16 protein-coding genes are annotated in these 17,550 nt (G+C 71.7%); 10 read left to right on the forward strand and 6 right to left on the reverse strand.

The window, feature by feature from the left end; genetic code table 11:
- Nucleotides 1–5: 5 nt before the first annotated feature.
- Nucleotides 6–971 carry an NAD(P)-dependent oxidoreductase gene (locus tag ABZ642_RS42330; RefSeq protein ID WP_360495698.1) on the reverse strand — a complete coding sequence of 322 codons (966 nt, stop codon included), beginning with the start codon at nucleotides 969–971 and terminating at the stop codon, nucleotides 6–8.
- A gap of 85 nt (nucleotides 972–1,056) precedes the next feature.
- Nucleotides 1,057–1,830 carry a VIT1/CCC1 transporter family protein gene (locus ABZ642_RS42335; protein WP_360495701.1) on the reverse strand — a complete coding sequence of 258 codons (774 nt, stop codon included), beginning with the start codon at nucleotides 1,828–1,830 and terminating at the stop codon, nucleotides 1,057–1,059.
- Nucleotides 1,831–2,042: 212 nt separating this feature from the next.
- On the opposite strand from ABZ642_RS42335, the gene ABZ642_RS42340 reads away from it, so the two are divergent.
- Nucleotides 2,043–2,942: a LysR substrate-binding domain-containing protein gene (locus ABZ642_RS42340; protein WP_360495704.1), complete on the forward strand. Its 900-nt coding sequence runs from the start codon at nucleotides 2,043–2,045 to the stop codon at nucleotides 2,940–2,942.
- A 209-nt stretch (nucleotides 2,943–3,151) separates the two neighbouring features.
- On the opposite strand, the gene ABZ642_RS42345 is transcribed toward ABZ642_RS42340, so the two are convergent.
- Nucleotides 3,152–3,904, reverse strand: a complete 753-nt coding sequence (locus ABZ642_RS42345) for an SDR family NAD(P)-dependent oxidoreductase (RefSeq protein ID WP_360495707.1) — start codon at nucleotides 3,902–3,904, stop codon at nucleotides 3,152–3,154.
- A gap of 377 nt (nucleotides 3,905–4,281) precedes the next feature.
- On the opposite strand from ABZ642_RS42345, the gene ABZ642_RS42350 reads away from it, so the two are divergent.
- The 3 genes from ABZ642_RS42350 (at nucleotide 4,282) to ABZ642_RS42360 (ending at nucleotide 8,353) form a co-directional block, all read left to right on the forward strand.
- Nucleotides 4,282–5,754 carry an NAD(P)/FAD-dependent oxidoreductase gene (locus ABZ642_RS42350; protein ID WP_360495710.1) on the forward strand — a complete coding sequence of 491 codons (1,473 nt, stop codon included), beginning with the start codon at nucleotides 4,282–4,284 and terminating at the stop codon, nucleotides 5,752–5,754.
- 329 nt (nucleotides 5,755–6,083) lie between these two features.
- Entirely contained in the window at nucleotides 6,084–6,656 is a 573-nt protein-coding gene (locus ABZ642_RS42355; RefSeq protein ID WP_360495713.1) for a histidine phosphatase family protein, read from the forward strand.
- Nucleotides 6,657–6,940: 284 nt separating this feature from the next.
- Nucleotides 6,941–8,353, forward strand: coding sequence for a hypothetical protein (locus tag ABZ642_RS42360; protein ID WP_360495716.1), 1,413 nt, complete (start codon nucleotides 6,941–6,943; stop codon nucleotides 8,351–8,353).
- Between the two features lie 7 nt (nucleotides 8,354–8,360).
- Here the strand turns inward: ABZ642_RS42360 and ABZ642_RS42365 are convergent, their stop codons facing one another.
- Nucleotides 8,361–8,771 carry a MazG nucleotide pyrophosphohydrolase domain-containing protein gene (locus tag ABZ642_RS42365; protein ID WP_360495719.1) on the reverse strand — a complete coding sequence of 137 codons (411 nt, stop codon included), beginning with the start codon at nucleotides 8,769–8,771 and terminating at the stop codon, nucleotides 8,361–8,363.
- 95 nt (nucleotides 8,772–8,866) lie between these two features.
- Here ABZ642_RS42365 and ABZ642_RS42370 point away from each other — a divergent pair, with 95 nt between their 5' ends.
- Entirely contained in the window at nucleotides 8,867–9,865 is a 999-nt protein-coding gene (locus tag ABZ642_RS42370) for a TAXI family TRAP transporter solute-binding subunit (RefSeq protein WP_360495722.1), read from the forward strand.
- Between the two features lie 52 nt (nucleotides 9,866–9,917).
- Here the strand turns inward: ABZ642_RS42370 and ABZ642_RS42375 are convergent, their stop codons facing one another.
- Both ABZ642_RS42375 and ABZ642_RS42380 read right to left on the reverse strand, forming a co-directional pair.
- Entirely contained in the window at nucleotides 9,918–11,315 is a 1,398-nt protein-coding gene (locus ABZ642_RS42375) for a HAMP domain-containing sensor histidine kinase (RefSeq protein ID WP_360495724.1), read from the reverse strand.
- Between the two features lie 9 nt (nucleotides 11,316–11,324).
- Nucleotides 11,325–12,011, reverse strand: coding sequence for a response regulator transcription factor (locus tag ABZ642_RS42380; protein ID WP_360495727.1), 687 nt, complete (start codon nucleotides 12,009–12,011; stop codon nucleotides 11,325–11,327).
- Nucleotides 12,012–12,330: 319 nt separating this feature from the next.
- Here ABZ642_RS42380 and ABZ642_RS42385 point away from each other — a divergent pair, with 319 nt between their 5' ends.
- The 5 genes from ABZ642_RS42385 to ABZ642_RS42405 all read left to right on the forward strand — a co-directional run bounded on the left by ABZ642_RS42385 (nucleotide 12,331) and on the right by ABZ642_RS42405 (nucleotide 17,519).
- On the forward strand, nucleotides 12,331–13,107 hold the full coding sequence (locus ABZ642_RS42385; RefSeq protein WP_360495730.1) for an amino acid ABC transporter ATP-binding protein: 777 nt from the start codon (nucleotides 12,331–12,333) through the stop codon (nucleotides 13,105–13,107).
- 59 nt (nucleotides 13,108–13,166) lie between these two features.
- Nucleotides 13,167–14,003, forward strand: coding sequence for a glutamate ABC transporter substrate-binding protein (locus ABZ642_RS42390; RefSeq protein ID WP_360495733.1), 837 nt, complete (start codon nucleotides 13,167–13,169; stop codon nucleotides 14,001–14,003).
- Between the two features lie 75 nt (nucleotides 14,004–14,078).
- Complete coding sequence (locus ABZ642_RS42395; RefSeq protein WP_360495735.1) at nucleotides 14,079–14,744, forward strand: amino acid ABC transporter permease; 666 nt, start codon at nucleotides 14,079–14,081, stop codon at nucleotides 14,742–14,744.
- Nucleotides 14,741–15,649, forward strand: coding sequence for an amino acid ABC transporter permease (locus ABZ642_RS42400; RefSeq protein WP_360495737.1), 909 nt, complete (start codon nucleotides 14,741–14,743; stop codon nucleotides 15,647–15,649). The genes ABZ642_RS42395 and ABZ642_RS42400 overlap by 4 nt, the downstream gene beginning before the upstream one ends.
- 235 nt (nucleotides 15,650–15,884) lie before the next feature.
- On the forward strand, nucleotides 15,885–17,519 hold the full coding sequence (locus ABZ642_RS42405; RefSeq protein ID WP_360495740.1) for an FAD-dependent monooxygenase: 1,635 nt from the start codon (nucleotides 15,885–15,887) through the stop codon (nucleotides 17,517–17,519).
- Nucleotides 17,520–17,550: the final 31 nt, after the last annotated feature.

Genomic DNA, 17,550 nt, shown 5'->3' on the forward strand with positions numbered 1-17,550 from the left:
CGGGCTCAGGGCCGGGACGGGCCGGCCGCGGTGATGGCCGAGGCCACGTCGTCCATGGCGTGGCCGGACGCTATCGCCTCGTCCCAGCGCTTCAGCAGCGCTTCGGTGAGCGGCAGTTCGAGCCCCCGGTGGTCGGCGGCCGCCAGGGCGAGGGCCGCGTCCTTGCCGGCGTGGTGCAGCGGGAAACCCGGGGCGAAGTCGTGCTCGACCATGGCACGGCCCTTGGCCGTCGCATACGCGGATCCCAGCGGGCTCTCGGTGAGGGTGCCGAGCACCAGACCGGGTTCCAGCCCGAGCACGCTGGTCAGACTGACGGTCTCGGCCATGCCTTCGACCAGGACCGCGAGCCAGTTGTTCAGTACGAGCTTGAAGCGGCTGCCGTCGCCGAGGCGGTCCAGCCACAGCGTCCGGCGGCCCAGCGCGTCGAACACCGGCCGCACGCGGGGGCGCAGTGCCGGGTTCCCGGAGGCGAGGACGAGCAGTTCGCCCCGTTCCGCGGGCTCGGAGCTCCCGGAGACCGGGGCGTCTACGAACTCCGCCGTCCCCTCGGCGAGTTCCGCCAGCCGCCGGGTGGCGTGCACGCCGACCGTGCTCATCTGGATCCAGACCGCGTCCGGGCCGAGCGCGGTGAGGGCGCCGTCGGCCCCGGTCATCGCGCTCTCCACGGCGTCGCCGTCGGTGAGCATGGTGATCAGGAACCCGGCCTCCGCGGCCGCCCCGGCCGGGGTGCCGGCGACCCGCGCGCCCTGTCCGGCGAGCGCTTCGGCCTTCTGCCGGGTCCGGTTCCACACCGTCACGTCGAACCCGGCCCTCAGCAGATTGCGCGCGATGGGGGCGCCCATGACACCGGTGCCGAGGACGGCGACCCGGGCCCTTCCTGCCCCTGCCGGTTCGGTTGCCTCTGCCGATTCGGTTGCCCCTGCTGGCTCGGTTGCCCCTGCTGGCTCGGTTCGTTCTGTTCGTTCGGTCATCACACACTCTCCCGGGAAGGTCCGGCGGCCGGGGCGGCCGCCATCTTGATCAAGTCGTCGCTGTCGGTTCGGACCGCGGTCGAGATCAGCCGACCCTGGCGCCGATCACGTGCCCGATCCCGAAGACGGCCGCGGCCGCGAGGGCGCCCACGAAGAGCTGGCGGGCCCCGCAGCGCAGCGGGGACCGGCCGTTGAGCAGGCCGATCGCACCGCCGACGGCGAACAGGGCGCTGCCCGCCAGAGCGACGGCGAGGAACAGCGCCGCCGTTCCCGAAAGGAAGAGGAAGGGCAGGACGGCGGCCAGGGCACCGACGGCGAACGAGGCGAGGCTGGAGAACGCCGCCGACCACGGCGAACCCAACTCGTCAGGGTCCAGCCCGAGTCCCTCGCGGACCATGGTGTTCAGGGCCGTGTCGTGGTCCCGCATGATGGTCGTCGCGACATGCCGGGCGTCCTCCGTGTCCAGCCCCTTGTCCCGGTAGACCTGGGTCAGTTCCGCCTCCTGCGCGCCCGGGTCCGCGCGCAGCCGGTCGGCGGCGACCGCTATCTCCCGCTCGTAGGCCTCGCGTTGGCTGCGCATGGAGATGTACTCGCCGGCGGCCATGGAGAAGGCACCGGCCAGCAGCCCCGCGACTCCGGCGAACAAGACAGCCGTACCGGAGACGCCGGAACCGGCGAAGCCCATCACCAGGGCCGTGTTGGAGACCAGGCCGTCGTTGACGCCGAACACCGCGGCGCGCAGGGCACCCGAGCGGTCGCCGTGCCGCGTCCGCTCGCCGCGCTCGGCCGGGTTCCTGGTCTCGTCGGTCACGATGGCCGGGCGAGCGGCATACGTCCGTTCGGATGACGTCAGCGACATGACAGCACTCCGATCCTCGATGGCGGTTTCCATCGGCGGCGATTACCAGCCTTCCGGTTATTCGCCGTCGTAGATACCAACGCACGGGAAGTGCCACTGTTTCCCATTTGGGCTAAATAGTCGTAGATAAGTGTTATCGCCATAAAAGATAGGTCCCGCGCGAGCCACGTAAGCGCGTGACTCCCGTCGGCGGGCGTGATGGCATGGGCCGCATGGAGTTGCGGGAGCTGCGGGCGTTCGTGGCGGTGGTGGAGGAGGGCGGCCTGTCCGCTGCCGCCCGGCGGCTGCACCTGAGTCAGCCCGCCCTGTCCCAGACGATCAGCGGGCTGGAGCGGCAGCTGGGTGTACGGCTGCTGCTGCGCGGGCACAGCGGGGTGCGGGCCACGGAGGCGGGGACCGCGCTGGCCGGCGAGGCACGGGCGGTACTCGCCCGGCACGATCAGGCGCTGCGGGTGATGGCCGGGTACGCCGGTCCGGGCGGCGGGGCGCTGCGTATCGGGATCCCCCTGGAGCTGCCGTCCGGGCTGCTCGACCCGGCGCTCGCCGAACTGGCCGAGGCGCATCCCGAGACGCGGGTGCGCGCCCGGCACCTGTCCACGGCGGAGCAGCTGACCGCGCTGCGCGCCGATGAGCTCGACGTCGGCTTTCTCCGGGAACGGCCGTCGGGGCCGGAGTTCGACGCGCTGCTCGTCGTACGGGAGAGGCTCGGTGTGCTGATCGCCGCCGAACAGGCCGCCGAGCTGGCCGGCCCCGACGGCATCCCGCTGGACGCGCTCGGCACGCTGCAGTGGGTCGGGTTCCCGCGGGCCGGAAGCCCCGCCTGGTACGACGAGCTGACCGCGATCCTGCGCGGGCACGGCCTCGACCTCGGTCCGCAGGCGCCCGAGGGGCAGGCCCTGATCGCCGACGTGAAGCTGGCCGCGGTCGCCTCCGGGCAGGCCTTCGCGCTGGCTCCGCCGGGCTGGCAGCAGCCGTTGCCCGACCACGTGACCTGGTCACCGCTGATCGGCCACCCACTGGTCCGCCGCACCTGGGCGGTATGGCCGTCCAACGCCCGCCGCCGCGACCTGGGCCGCTTCGTCGCGGCCCTGGACCGGGCGGCGCGGGACTGAGCGGTGCGGGACTGAGCGGTGCGGGACTGAATCGTGCGGGACTGAATCGTGCGGCGCTGAAACCGCGCGCGACCGAGCGCTGCGATGCAGGTGGCGTGATGCGCCGTCGTTCGCCCTGCGGCGCCGTCGTGGCCGGTCGCGCCCACGCGGCGGATCCGCACATGTACACAGCCGGGGCGCCGGCCGACAGGTGCCGGCGCCCCCGGGTGTCAGACGGCCGTGCGGCCGCCGTCGACCGGCAGGATCGCGCCCTGTACGAAGCTCGCCGCGTCGCTCGCCAGGTAGGCGATCGCCTCGGCGATCTCCCGAGCCTCGCCGGGCCGGCCGGCGGGCGCCTGTGCGGCCAGGGCATCCAGGTCGTCACCCATGGCGGCCGTGCCCTCGGTGCGGGTGGGGCCGGGCTCCACGGCGTTCACCCGTACGCCACGCGGGCCGAACTCGGCGGCCCAGGCCTTGGTCAGCAGGTTGACCGCCGCCTTGCTCGACCCGTACAGCGCCATGCCCGCGAGGCCGAACTCGGCGACGATCGTGCTGACGTTGACGATCGCACCCCGGCCGCGCTCGGCCATGCCCGGTGCCAGCTCGGCCACCAGGTAGAACGGCGCCTTCACGTTCAGGTCGTAGACGGCGTCCACATCACTGGACGGCGTCTCGGCCGTCGCGCCGAACGGAAAGATGCCGGCGTTGTTGACGAGGATGTCCACGCGGCCGCCACCCAGTTCGGTGGCCCGCCTGGCCAGCTGCCGCACCGAGTCGGCGTCCCGCAGCTCGGCCGCCAGGAAGTCCGCCTTGCCGCCGGCCTCCCGGACGGCCGCGACCACCTTGTCACCGCGCTCCGCGTCCCGTCCCGCGACCAGCACATGGGCGCCCCGTTCGGCGAACAGGGTCGCGGTCGCGGCACCGATGCCGCTGGTGGCGCCGGTCAGCAGGGCCACGCGTCCGGTCAGATCAACAGTTCCCATGAGAAGTCCTCAGGTGTGGAAAGTAGGGGCGAACCGGTCGTCCCGTCACCTCGTCCGCGAGGTGACGGAAGTCCTCAAGCACCGAGGCGCACCGCGGATTCCGGTCCGGCCATCGGCGGATCCGATGGCCTCCATAAGTGCGCGGACCGGCCTGCCGTACCGACTGTCACCGCCTCGGCCGTACCGCGTTTGCGCCGGTCAGCGGCGCCCGGCGGCCAGAGGTTGCGCTTATGGCGGGTCTTTGTGAGGCGAATGGTCGTAGGGCGATCAACTCCGCGCGTCCAGCGGTTACATGACCCGTACGGCACAGGGAGTCGCCGCCTTCGAGGTGGTGCCCCAGCAGCTCGGACCGGCATCGATCGTCATGTGAGGCAGCAGTGAGCGCACCACACCAAACTGGTACAAATGGTACTTACGATCTTATCGTCATGGGCGCCGGACCGGTCGGGCAGAACGTCGCCGACCGCGCCCGGGCCGCCGGCCTCTCGGTGGCCGTCGTGGAGCGGGAACTCGTCGGCGGCGAGTGCTCCTACTGGGCCTGCGTCCCCAGCAAGGCGCTGCTGCGTCCGGTCATCGCGGTCGCCGACGCCCGCCGGGTGGACGGCGCCCGGCAGGCCGTCACCGGCCGGCTCGACACCGAAGCCGTCTTCGCCCGGCGCAACCGTTACGTCACCGACTGGGACGACAGCGGGCAGGCGTTGTGGGTCAAGTCCATCGGCGCCGACCTCTTCCGCGGGCACGGCCGGCTCGACGGGCCGCGCCGGGTCACCGTCACCCGGGACGACGGCGCCCGGCAGACCCTGGTCGCCCGGCACGCGGTGGCCGTCGCCACCGGCAGCCGGCCGGTGCTGCCCGACATCCCGGGCATCGAGGAGGCCCGGCCCTGGACGAACCGGCACGGTACCGACTCCAGCACCGTGCCCGCCCGGCTGATCGTGGTCGGCGGCGGCGGGGTCGGCGTGGAGATGGCGACGCTGTGGCAGGGGCTGGGGTCACAGGTCACCCTGCTCGTCCGCCGCCGGCTGCTCCCCCGTATGGAGGCCTTCGCCGGGGAACTGGTCGCGCAGGGGCTGACCGAGGCGGGCGCGGACGTGCGGACCGGCGTCCAGGTGACCGCCCTGCGCCGGCCGGACCCCACCGGGCCGGTGACCGTCACTCTGGACGACGGGAGCGAGCTGGCGGCCGACGAGATCCTGTTCGCCACCGGACGGGCCCCCGGCACCGACGACATCGGCCTGGAGACCGTGGGCCTGACCCCCGGCTCCTGGCTGGACGTGGACACGACCTGCCTGGTCGACGGGGTCGAGGGCGAGTGGCTGTACGGCCTCGGAGACGTCAACCACCGCGCGCTCCTCACCCATCAGGGCAAGTACCAGGCGCGGACGGCGGGGGACGCCATCGGCGCCCGGGCCGCCGGGCGGCCGCTGGACGACGGGGACTGGGGCGATCACGCCACCACCGCCGACCAGCACGCCGTCGCCCAGGTCTTCTTCACCGACCCGGAGGCGGGCGCGGTGGGCCTGACCGCCGAGCAGGCGGCCGCCGCCGGGCACCGCGTCGAGACGGTCGACCTCGACTTCAACGCGGCCCAGGGCGCCAACCTCTACGCCGACGGCTACACCGGCCATGCCCGGCTGGTCGTGGACGTGGACCGGGATGTGCTGCTCGGGGTGACCATGGTCGGCTCCGGGGTCAGCGAGCTGCTGCACTCGGCCACGATCGCGGTCGCCGGCGAGGTCCCGCTGAAGCGGCTCCGGCACGCCATCGCGCCGTTCCCCACGGTCAGCGAGATCTGGGTGTTCCTCGTCGGCGCGTACCGAGGCCGGCGGCAGGAACGCGACGCCGGGTGAGCCGACGCCGGGTGAGCCGACGCCGGGTGAGCCGACGCCGGGCGAGCCGATGCCGGGAAACTCACTGACAGTTCCGGGTCGTAGGGCTGCCGTCCCGGATCGGCGGTCGGCGGCCGGCGGCCTGCTCCGGCGACGATCAGGCCGTCGGCACCGGATGTCGGCGCTGTCGGTGCGAGTGCCGCCGACATCCCGTACCGAAGTCCGCTGTCGGTGCGAGCCCCGCCGGTTCCCGCGTCCGCGAACTGGTGCCGGACCGGGTGCCCCGGACCGCGTACTGTCGTGCCCGTCCGGCACCCCCACCCGATGGACGCCCCAGGAGGATCCGCCCCGTGACCTGCCGAGTCATTCTCATAGCCCCGGCGATCACACCCTCGCTGCGGCGGGCCCGCTTCGACGACGGTGACTCCATCGAGAACCCGGCGGCGGTGGCGCTGTCCCTGCCCGCCGGCCGGGCGGTCAGCTCCCCCAGCGTGCGGTGCCGTGAGACGGCGACCGCACTGGGCCTCGACGCCTCGGCGGAACCCGGGCTGTCGGGCCTGGACGCGGGCCGCTGGCGGGGCCGGACCCTGGAGGAGGTCAGCGCCGCCGAGCCCGAGGCGCTGGTCCACTGGCTGTCCGACCCGGGGGCCGCGCCGCACGGGGGCGAATCGGTCCGGGGGTTCTGCGCACGGGTCACCGAGTGGCTGGAGACGACGGGCCGTACCACCGGCCGGACGATCGCGGTGGTGGAGCCGGAGGTGGTACGGGCCGTGGTGCTGCACGCGCTCGGGGCGCCCGAGACGGCGTTCTGGCGCGTGGACGTGCCACCGCTGACGGCGACGGAGGTGACGGGCGGCCCCGGCCGCTGGAACCTGCGGCTCGGCCAGGTCGGCGGTCCGGGAGTCTCCGGCGAGGTGCGGTAGATCCGCTGCACCGACGCGCCCCGCCCTGCCCGGTGTCGCGCCATGACCATCCGCACCTTCCGCATCGCCGTCCGCGGCCACGGCGGCCTGAAGTCGCCGTGGTTCAGGTCACGTTGGGCTGTGGCCGGATTGTGGAGGCCAGGTGTCCGCGGGCGTGGCATGCTCGGGGCCACACCGAGTTACCGACCGGTTCTACCCGTCGGTAGCCATCGTCGGTGTCTCCTCGCCACCCCCCACCCTCAGGACTGACCTTGCGCAGACGCACGAGGCCCGGGCATGCCCTCATGCCCGCCTTCGCCGTGACCGCCCTCCTTCTCGCCGTCGGCTGCTCCGCATCCCCGCACCAGAGCCCCGCCGGGGACCGCGCCCAGGAGACCGCCCGGATCTCCGACGACACCACCGCCGCCGCCCGCACGGACGGCCAGTCGCTCGCGGTCGCCGCCGCGCCCGCCGCGCCCGCGACCGCGGCCGCCGGTTCGGCCGGTTCGGGCCGCCCGGCGCACCGCACCGCGCTCACCGTCAGCTCGTACGACAGCAAGACCCGACGAGCCGTCATGTCCAAGGCGGCCAAGGGGAGTCCCGTGTCCCCGACCGTCTCCCCCAGCACCTCGGCGTCACCGTCGGCGTCGGCGTCGGCCGCGGCCGGCCAGGCCTCCGTCGGTGACGTGATCGCCAGCGCCCCCGCGCCCGGCGCCCCGGACGGACTGCTCGCCAAGGTCACCAAGGTGATCGGCGAGACCGACGAGGGCACCGAGGTGCAGACCGAGCCCGCCACGCTCGACGCCCTGCTCGGCGACGACACCGCGAAGGGCACCGTGCCGGTCGATCCGGACGCCTTCGACGTGGACAAGCTGCTGCCCGACGTCAAGGTGTCCTGGGCCAAGTCTGGTGATGTGCACGTCGGCCCGAAGGGCGCCACCGTGCCGCTCGGCAGCCTCCGGCTGGACGTCAGCGCCGAGATCCCGCCCGCCGCGGGTGCTCCGGCCTCCGCCTCCGCCTCGGTGTCCGGCTTCGTCCAGGTCGCCCCTCAGGTCGACTTCGCCTACGGCGGCGCGGGCACCGGCAGCGCGCCCGGCTCCGCCTACCTCGGCGTGTCCGGCGACTGGAACTCGGGCTGGGCGGTCAGGGGCCGGGCCGCGGCGGCCACCGCCACCCCGCTGCGCGTCCCGTTCGCCAAGCTGCACGCCGACCCCGTCCTCCAGGTCGGCCCGGTCCCCGTCGTGGTCAACCTCGACCTGACCTGCTATCTCCAGATCACCGGCGACGGCAGGATCACCGTCGACGTGGAGCAGAGCCTCAAGGGCGACTTCAAGGCGGGCGGCACCTTCGGCACGACCCAGGGCTGGACGCCGGTGAGCAGCTCCGACATGACGAGCACGCCGGTGCGCACCTCGGTGACCACCGCCGGAAGCGTCAAGACCGCGTTGGGCGCCGAGGCCTCGGTCGGCCTCTACGGCACCGTGGGCGTCACCGCCGACCTGGCCCCCTATCTGCGCGGCGAGGCCTCCGGCACGGTCACGGCCGACTCCGCGACCCCGGGTGCGGACGCCCGGGGCGCCTGGAGCCTGTACGGCGGTGTCGACCTCTCCGGCACCCTGCGCCTCCAGCTGTCGATCTTCGGTACGCCGGTGCTGCAGCGGAGCGTCCCGCTGGGCGCCCTGCACCGCGAGTGGAAGCTGGCGGGCGGCTCGCTCTGAGCCCCGGTCAGGCCTCGCCGCCGGATATCCAGCCCTGCCGGCGCAGCTCGGCCGAGACGTCCGGCGCCCGGTAGTGCTCGCCCTTCAGCACCTTGCCGTCGGCCCGGCGGGCGACCTGCCCGTCGGGCCCCAGCTTGCTCATGTTGGACCGGTGGATCTCGGCGATCACCGCGTCGAGGTCGATGCCGTGCACCAGCGCGGTGCCGTAGGCCACGTAGACCACGTCCGCCAGTTCGTGCGCAAGCCGGTCCAGGGGCCCGGCGACGGCCACCTCGGCGACCTCCGCGGCCTCCTCGGCGAGCAGCTCCCCACGGTGCGCGGCCAGCTCGGGGGACACCTCCGTCGGCCTGGTGCGGGCGTCCAGACCGAAGGCGTGGTGGAACTCTCGGACGAGGCGGGCGGGCGAGGAGCTGGTCATGCGAACGACTGTAGCGGCCGCCACTGACACTCCCCGGTCCGCCGCCGGGCACCCGGCCCTGGTCAGGAGCGGGACCGGCTGGCAGGATCGCGCGCATGTCAAAGGTGTTCCCCCGTATCGGCAGGCGCCGCGCGCTCCAGGGCTCGGCTGCGGGCGTCGTCGCGTTCGGCCTGCTGCTGTGGTGGCTGCTGCCGCTGGGTGAGAACCCGCCGACCGGGACGATCACCTTCAGCACGGGGACGCTGAGCGGGGTCTACCAGGAGTACGGCGTTCGGCTGCGCACCGAACTGGGCCGGGACATGCCGGGGCTGAAGGTGAAGCTGGTCCAGAGCGCGGGGTCGTACGAGAACGTCCAGCGGGTGGCGACCGGCCAGGCCGACTTCACCATCGCGGCGGCCGACGCGGTGGAGACGTACGAACTGAACGGCGGCCGGGGCGCCGACCGGATGCGCGGAGTGGCGCGGCTCTACGACGACTACGTCCAGCTTGTGGTGGGGCGCGACTCGGGCATCACCAGCGTCGCGCAGCTGCGGCACAAGCGGGTGGCGATAGGGCTGCCCAACTCGGGTGTCCGGCTGATCGCCAACCGGGTGCTCAGGGCCGCCGGGATCGACCCCGGGAAGGACATCACCCCGCTGGCCGACGGCATCGACAAGGGCCCGGACCGGCTGCGGCAGGGCAAGATCGACGCGTTCTTCTGGTCGGGCGGACTGCCGACCAAGGGGCTGCTGGACCTCGCGCGGAAGTACAGCTTCACGTTCGTCCCGATAGACGGCGGCCTCGTCTCCAAGCTGCACTCCGAGAGCGCGGCCGCGCTCTACTACCGGGCGACCAACATGCCCGAGTCGGCGTATCCGTCGGTGCAGCAGGGCACGACGGTGCCGACGATCGCGGTCTCCAACCTCCTCATGACCCGCAAGGACATGGACCCGCGTCTCACCGAGTGGGTGACCCGCACGGTCATCAAGAGCCGGGACGACATCGGCGCCCACGTCCACTCGGCCCAACTGGTGGACCTCCGCACGGCGATCTACACGGACCCGCTACCCCTGCAGGAGGGCGCGCGACGGTACTACCGCTCGGTGAAGCCCTGAAGCACCCCTGATCAACCCCCACCGCCCCGCAACCGCTCCCACCCCGCACTCCTCACCCGCTCCGCGGCACCGAAACAGTCACCCGCAACCCTCGCGGCTCACGGTGCTCGTACGACAACGAGCCCCCACCCGCCGCCAGCAACGCCCGCGTGATCGACAGCCCCAGCCCCGACCCCTTCACGTTCTGATGCCGACCGCTCCGCCAGAACCGGTCCCCCACGCGCGCGAGTTCCTCGGCGGTCAGCCCCGGCCCCGTGTCGGTCACCACGACCTTCGACACGCCACCGTCGGCCGCGACGTCCACCTCCACCGAACCCCCCTTCGGTGTGAACTTCACCGCGTTGTCGATCACTGCGTCCAGCGCGCTGGACAGCGTGATCGGGTCGGCCCAGCCGGTGGTCGCCGGGCACTCCCCGCTCAGCCGGACCCCCTTCGCCGCCGCGGCCGGTGCCCACGCCGCGACCCGCTCCGCCGCCAGCCGCCCGATGTCCGTCAGCATCAGGTCCGCCTCGGCGTGTTCGGCCAGCGCGAGGTCGAGCAGGTCGTCCAGCACCTGGGCGAGCCGCTTGCCCTCGGTGCGGACCGAGGCGATCTCCTCGTTGCCCTCGGGGAGTTCGAGGGCGAGCAGTTCGATGCGCAGCAGCAGCGCGGCCAGCGGGTTGCGCAGTTGGTGGGAGGCGTCGGCGACGAACGCACGCTGCTGCTCCAGCACGTCCTCGACGTTGTCCGCCATCTCGTTGAACGCGCGGGCCAGCCGTCTGAGTTCCGGCGGACCGCCGGCCGCCGCGACCCGGGACTTGAGCCGGCCACTGGCGATCTCGTGGGTGGTGGCGTCCAGCACCCGTACGGGCCGCAGCACCCACCCGGTCAGCCGTAGCGCCGCGCCGACCGCGAGCAGCATCGCGGCGATCTCGCCGGCACCGATGAACAGCCAGCCGCGCAGGGTCCGTGAACGCATCGGCCCGGTGGGCGAGTCGGTGACCACCACGGCGACGACGTCACCGTCGCGGATCACCGGCGAGGCCACCACGAGCCGGGTGCGCTGCCAGGGCCACACCTGCTGCGGGTCATGGCTGCGCCGGCTGAGCAGCGCCTCGGCGTAGGCGTCGCGTACCTCGCCCGTCTGCGGCAGCACCCAGTCGTCGGGCGCGTTGGCCATGGAGGACGCATTGCGGTAGAAGACGCCCGCGCGAATGCCGTACACCTCGTAGTAGCTGATGAGTTCGCGGTGGAGGGTCTCCTGCCGGTCGTCCGTGCGCATGGGACGCGCGCTGGTGGGTGTGCCGGTGACGAACTGGGCGAGGGCCGCGAACCGCGCGGTGTCGTCGATCCGGTCCACGACGACCTTCTGCTGCTGGGCGGCGGCCACGCTGACGGCGAGGGGGATGCCGAGCGCGAGCAGGACGGCCGCCAGCAGCACGATGAGCAGCGGGAGGAGACGTGTGCGCACCCGTCCCCGCTACGCGGCCGGGGCGACGAGCCGGTAGCCCACGCCGCGTACGGTCTCGATGAGTGCGGGCATGCGCAGCTTCGCGCGCAGGGAGGCGACATGCACCTCCAGGGTGCGGCCGGTCCCCTCCCAGCTGGTGCGCCAGACCTCGCTGATGATCTGTTCCCGGCGGAAGACCACACCGGGCCGCTGGGCGAGCAGCGCCAGCAGGTCGAACTCCTTGCGGGTGAGCTGGATGACCTTGCCGTCCACGCTGACCTGGCGGGTGGGCAGTTCTATGTGGACGGAGCCGAGCCTGAGCATGTCGTCGCCGTCGGCCGGACCGTCCTCGTGGTGGGTGCGCCGGCTGACGGCGTGGATCCGGGCGAGCAGTTCCCCGGTGTCGTACGGCTTCACCACGTAGTCGTCCGCGCCCAGGTTGAGGCCGTGGATGCGGGAGCGGACGTCGGCGCGGGCGGTGACCATGATGACCGGGGTGCTGGTGCGCTTGCGGATCTTGCCGCAGACCTCGTAGCCGTCCTGGTCGGGCAGTCCGAGGTCGAGCAGGACGACGTCGTAGCCGTCGCCCTCGGGGACGAGCGCCTGGAGGGCCTCCTCGCCGCTGCGGGCGTGGGTGACGGAGAACCCGTGCCGGGCCAGGACCGCGGAGAGTGCGGCGGCGACGTGGTTGTCGTCCTCGACGAGCAGCAGTCTCATCCCGGCCCCCTCCGGTTCAACGTTCGTTTCGTCCTGGTTCGTTCTCGGCTTGCCTGCGGAAAACCTGTGCCTTGTAGAAAATGCGCGCACGCGCGTGTGCACGATGGCAGTCACGCTGATGGACGACGACGGCGTCAAGTGGGTTTGGGCGGTGCACAGGTTCCGTTACCCGGCCGATACGCACACAGGTCACGGCTGCTACGACATGTGCCCGAATGCTATCGGATCGTGATGCTCAGATCTCCCTCAGATGTAATGACGCTGGTCATGCGCGGTAACTACATTCCTCCGCAACCGAGGAGGACGGAGCCCGATAGCGATGACCGAAGTATCGGTGGCCAAGGAAGATGTGGCCGCGACCGGCGAACTGGTCGTCCTGAAGAGCGTCAACAAGCACTTCGGCGCGTTGCACGTGCTCCAGGACATCGACCTGACGATCGCCCGCGGCGAGGTCGTCGTGGTGATCGGGCCCTCCGGGTCCGGTAAGTCGACTCTGTGCCGCACCGTCAACCGTCTGGAGACCATCGACTCCGGAACGATCACGATCGACGGCAAGCCGCTGCCCCAGGAGGGCAAGGAGCTGGCCCGGCTGCGCGCCGACGTCGGCATGGTCTTCCAGTCCTTCAACCTCTTCGCGCACAAGACGGTGCTCGAGAACGTGATGCTCGGTCAGGTGAAGGTCCGCAGGACGGACAGGAAGCAGGCCGAGGAGAAGGCCCGCACCCTGCTCGACCGGGTCGGCGTGGGCACCCAGGCCGACAAGTACCCCGCACAGCTCTCCGGCGGCCAGCAGCAGCGCGTGGCGATCGCGCGGGCGCTGGCGATGGATCCGAAGGTCATGCTCTTCGACGAGCCGACCTCGGCCCTCGACCCCGAGATGATCAACGAGGTCCTGGAGGTCATGCAGCAGCTGGCCCGGGACGGCATGACCATGATCGTCGTCACCCACGAGATGGGCTTCGCCAGGTCGGCCGCGAACCGGGTGGTCTTCATGGCGGACGGCCGGATCGTCGAAGAGGCCACGCCCGACCAGTTCTTCAGCAATCCGCGCAGCGACCGGGCCAAGGACTTCCTGTCGAAGATCCTGCACCACTGAGGCGCGGCGGGACCCGCTTCCTTTCCCAGACGTCTTCACCAAAACGAGGGATGTTCATCATGCAGCTCCGCAAGGTCACCGCCGCCTCGGCCGCCGTACTCGCGCTCGCCCTGTCCGCCACGGCGTGCGGCGGCAGCGACAAGGGCGACGACAGCTCGTCGGGCGGCGGCAAGAAGATCACCGTCGGCATCAAGTTCGACCAGCCCGGCATCGGCCAGAAGACCCCGCAGGGCTACTCCGGCTTCGACGTCGACGTCGCCACGTACGTCGCCAAGAAGCTCGGCTACAACGCCGACCAGATCGAGTGGAAGGAGTCCAAGAGCGCCGACCGCGAGACCATGCTGCAGCGCGGAGACGTCGACTTCATCGCCGCGTCGTACTCGATCACCCCGGAGCGCCAGCAGAAGGTCGACTTCGCCGGGCCGTACCTGCTGGCCCACCAGGACGTGCTGATCCGCTCCGACGACACGTCCATCAAGTCCCCGTCGGACCTCAACAGCAAGAAGCTGTGCTCGGTCACCGGCTCGACCTCGGCGCAGAACGTCAAGGACAAGCTGGCGCCCAAGGCGGACCTGCAGCAGTACCCGACGTACTCGGCCTGTCTGACCGGTCTGCAGAACAAGGCCATCGACGCGCTGACCACCGACGACTCGATTCTCGCCGGTTACGCCTCCCAGTCCCAGTTCAAGGACAAGTTCAAGCTCGGCGGCTTCAAGATGACCAACGAGAACTACGGCATCGGCGTCAAGAAGGGCAGCGACCTCAAGGCGAAGATCAACACCGCCTTGGAGGCGATGGTCTCGGACGGCTCCTGGCAGAAGGCCGTGGACAAGAACTTCGGCCCGGCCGGCTACAAGAACGAGCCCGCGCCGAAGATCGGCGACGTCAAGAGCTGAAGCAGCGCCTGACGGGTGCGCCGTCGCCGGACGGCGGCGCACCGGGGCCGACCACAAGCGGGAGCGCGGGACATCGTGTTCGACTTTCTTGAAGGTTACGACCTGCTGGGGGCCTTCTGGGTGACGATTGAGCTCACCCTGCTCTCAGCCGCCGGTTCGCTGGTGTGGGGCACCCTGCTGGCCGCCATGCGCGTCGGTCCGGTGCCTCTGATGCGCGGCTTCGGCACCGCCTACATCAACGTGGTGCGGAACATCCCGCTGACGGTGATCATCCTGTTCACCTCACTGGGCCTGAACCAGACCCTCGGCATCAGCCTCGGCGCCGGCAACTTCGACTCCATCAACTTCCGGCTGGCCGTGTTCGGGCTGATCGCCTACACCTCGGCGTTCGTGTGCGAGGCGATCCGGTCCGGCATCAACACGGTGCCGGTCGGCCAGGCGGAGGCAGCCCGCGCCATCGGGCTGAGTTTCACCCAGGTGCTGACCCTGGTAGTGCTGCCGCAGGCGTTCCGCTCCGTGATCGGTCCGCTCGCCAACGTACTGATCGCGCTCACCAAGAACACCACGGTGGCCGCCGCGATCGGGGTGGCCGAGGCGGCCCTGCTGATGAAGAAGATGATCGAGAACGAGGCACAACTCCTGCTGATCTCCGCGGTATTCGCGTTCGGCTTCGTGTGTCTGACGCTGCCGACCGGTCTGATACTCGGCTGGGTGGGCAAGAAGGTGGCGGTGAAGCGATGACCTCCGTGCTGTACGACGCCCAGGGCCCCCGGGCCAAGCGGCGCAACGTCGTCTACACCGCCGTGTTCCTGGTCGCCGCCGCGGCCGTGGTCTGGTGGGTCTACCGGAGCCTCGCCGACAAGGGGCAGCTGGACTGGGAGAAGTGGAAGCCCTTCTTCGTAGGCACCGAGGCCTGGACCACCTACATCCTGCCCGGTCTGAAGAACACTCTTATCGCGGCTTCCCTCTCCATGCTCATCGCGCTGCCGCTGGGCGCCGTCTTCGGCATCGCACGTCTGTCCGACCACGCCTGGGTCCGCATACCCGCCAGCGTGGTCGTGGAGTTCTTCCGCGCGATCCCGGTGCTCATCCTGATGATCTTCGGGCTCGCCCTGTTCGCGAAGTACACCAGCGTCAACTCCGACGACCGCCCGCTGTACGCGGTGGTCACCGGCCTGGTGCTGTACAACGCCTCGGTGCTCGCGGAGATCGTCCGGGCGGGCATCCTCTCCCTGCCGAAGGGACAGACGGAGGCAGCCCACGCGATCGGCCTGCGCAAGACCCAGACCATGGTGTCGATCCTGCTCCCGCAGGCGGTCACAGCGATGCTTCCGGCCATCGTCAGCCAGCTCGTCGTGATCGTGAAGGACACGGCGATCGGCGGCGCCATCCTCACTTTCCCCGAGCTGCTGGCCTCGGTCTCCCCGATGAGCTCGTACTACGGCGCGAACACCATCGCCTGCTTCACGATCGTGGCGCTGATCTACGTGGCTCTCAACTTCGCCCTCACCACGTTCGCCTCCTGGCTGGAGCGCCGGCTGCGGCGCAGCAAGCGCGGCACGGGCGCGGTCCTGGGGGCCGAGGAGGTCAACGAACTGAACGCGGCCGAGGTCGGCGGCGGGTTCGCCACGGGAGCTTCCGCCTGACACGGAGTCAACCCGGGTGACACCCACGGAGGCAGCGGTCGTACGATCGCTGCCTCCGCCGTTTTCCGGGCCGTCGGAGGGCCCGCGCGCCCGCCATGCTGACGTGTCCCCGGGTGCGCCGCTTGACCGGGTGGCGCCCAGTCTGTTGCATACGTTCTGTGATCGTGCACCCTGCTCAACCAACCTGTTCATCCGTGTCCGTCGGGACTTGCGTACGGGCAGGGGGCGCCGCGCCGTGGACCCGGTGATCATCGTCGGAGCGGGGCCCGTCGGGCTCACGCTCGCCCTGGCGCTGGCCCGTCAGGAGGTGCCGTCCGTCGTCCTGGACGAGGGCCCGGGCAAGGACGAACCGCGCCCGGCGCGCACGGTGGTGCTGCGCGAGGACACCGCCGCCCTGCTGACGCGGCTGTCCGGCGCCCCGCTGGACGAGCTGGGCACCCGCTGGACCGGCTGGCGCTCGATGCGCCGCAAGCAGGTGATGCGCGAGGTCGTCTTCGACGAGGCCGGCGAACCGTCCCCGCTGCACATCGCCCAGCACACGCTCACCAACGCCCTGCGCGCCGCGATCGCCGACCAGCCGCTGGTCAGGGTCGCCACGGAGAGCCGGCTGGACACCGTGGAGCAGGAGCGCTCCGGTGTCACCGCGCACACCCGTGGCCCCAAGGGCACCTGGTGGCGCGGCAGTTACCTGGTGGGCTGCGACGGCCCCCGCTCGACCGTGCGCAAGCTCCTGGACATCCGCTTCCCGGGCCGTACGGCGGTGGAGCGGCACGCGGTCGCCGCGCTGCGCACGGAACTTCCGTGGCCCGGTCAGGCGTTGCTCCATCGGACCCCGCCGTGGCGGATGTCCGGGCCCTCGGCCGGGGAGGTGACCGCCCGCCCCCTCCCGGACGGCGCCTGGCGCCTGGACTGGCTGCTGCCGCCCGGCAAGGACCTGGTCACCCCCGAGCTCCTGGTGAACCGGATCCGCGAGACCCTCGCGGGCTGGACGGACGGCACCACACCGCCGTACGACCTGCTCGACACCGGCGTGCACACCGTCCACCACCGTCTCGCCCGGCGGTGGCGGGTGGGCCGGGTGTTCGTCGCCGGGGACGCGGCGCATCTCCTCGGCGCGTTCGGCACGCACGGGCTGGAGGAGGGCCTGCGGGACGTGGACAATCTCGCCTGGAAGCTGGCCCCCGCCTGGCACCACGGTCCGCACGAGGCACTGCTGGACAGCTACCAGACCGAGCGGCGGGCGGTGGTCGCCGCCCGGCTGCGCGCCGCCGACCAGGTGCTGCCGGTGCTGCGCGGCGGTGGCGGGCTGCGCGGGATCGTGCCCGGCACGGCCCGGGGGCACGACGCGCTCCTCACCGACGGTCACCTGGGGCACGGCCCGCTCGGCGCGCCCGGGGCGTACGCCGACTCGCCGCTCGCGCCCCGGCACCTGGAGCACGAGATCCCGGTCGACACCCCGTTGGGCGCGCCGGTCACCGACGTCCGGGTCACCGCGGAGGACGGCACCTTCGTACAGCTGCGCTCCCGGCTCGGCCGCGGCGCGCTGCTCGTCGTCCTCATCGCGCCCGGTACGGGGGTGTGGGACCGCAAGCACTGGGTCTCCGCCGGGATCATGCCCCGGCTGGCCGCGGCCGTGACCGCGCTGCCGCACCCCGCCGAGCTGCTGGTCGCCGAGGCCTACCCGGGCGCACCGGCGCATTCGGTGTTGCTCGTGCGCCCCGACGGCCATCTGGTCACCGCCCTCAACGGGGTCCGCCCGGCCGACCTGTACGCGGCCGCCGAGGCGACGCTGGGTGGCAAGAACCCCGAGACGACCGAGGCGGAGGAGGAGGCGGAGGCGGAAGCACAGGCCGGATCCGGCGCGCGGTGATCGCGCCGTCCACATAGTGACAGTGAGTTGA

Origin of the sequence: Streptomyces sp. NPDC007157 (genome assembly GCF_040634235.1) — a bacterium.
Taxonomy (GTDB): Bacteria; Actinomycetota; Actinomycetes; order Streptomycetales; family Streptomycetaceae; genus Streptomyces.